This is a genomic window from Micromonospora sp. LZ34 (assembly GCF_052981855.1).
Genome location: NZ_JBRIQN010000181.1, coordinates 1 through 559 on the forward strand (window position 1 = coordinate 1; position 559 = coordinate 559).

A 559-nucleotide genomic window follows, 5' to 3' on the forward strand; every position below is an offset into this window, starting at 1 on the left:
CCGCTGGTGCGGTAGGCGACGGTGTCGTTGCGGTTGCCGGGTTGCGGATTGCCGAGGGCGATGACCAGGCGGGTGTTGGCGTCGATGGCGACCTGCAGGTTGGCCGAGTACCGGTAGTTCGTGCTCCGGGCGGCCAGCCGGTGATCGCGGGTGGGTACCAGGGTGCCGTCGACGATGGCGATCTGGTCCTTGGGCCGGCGGCGCACCGGCGCGAGGGCCAGGAGACGCCCGAGGCTGTCGATGACCCGGTGCGCGGCCGAGTGCGAGACGCCGAACAGCAGTCCGAGCTGGCGCATCGTGAGGTTTGTGCGCCAATACGCGGCGACCAGCAAGACCCGATCCGCGAGGTGCGGCGCTATGCCGTGCCGAGCCGAAACTCGCGCAGTGTGCGCCAGGAGTCGGGTTCCGGTGCCCCGGCGATGAGCCGGACCGCGTCGACGGTGGCGCGGATCGGCAGGTGGCCGGCGACAGCCTCGGCGGCATGGGCCAGGACGTGCTTCGGGGCGTCATGGCCGATGGTCAGATGCGGTACGACGTCGGCATGGGCGCCGGCATACGG

At 71.2% G+C, this 559-nt stretch carries 2 pseudogenes; both read right to left on the reverse strand.

The features are described from left to right. Nucleotides 1-347: pseudogene (locus ACVCAH_RS38060) on the reverse strand (helix-turn-helix domain-containing protein); the annotation flags it as partial. Between the two features lie 8 nt (nucleotides 348-355). After that, nucleotides 356-559: pseudogene (locus ACVCAH_RS38065) on the reverse strand (2'-5' RNA ligase family protein); the annotation flags it as partial.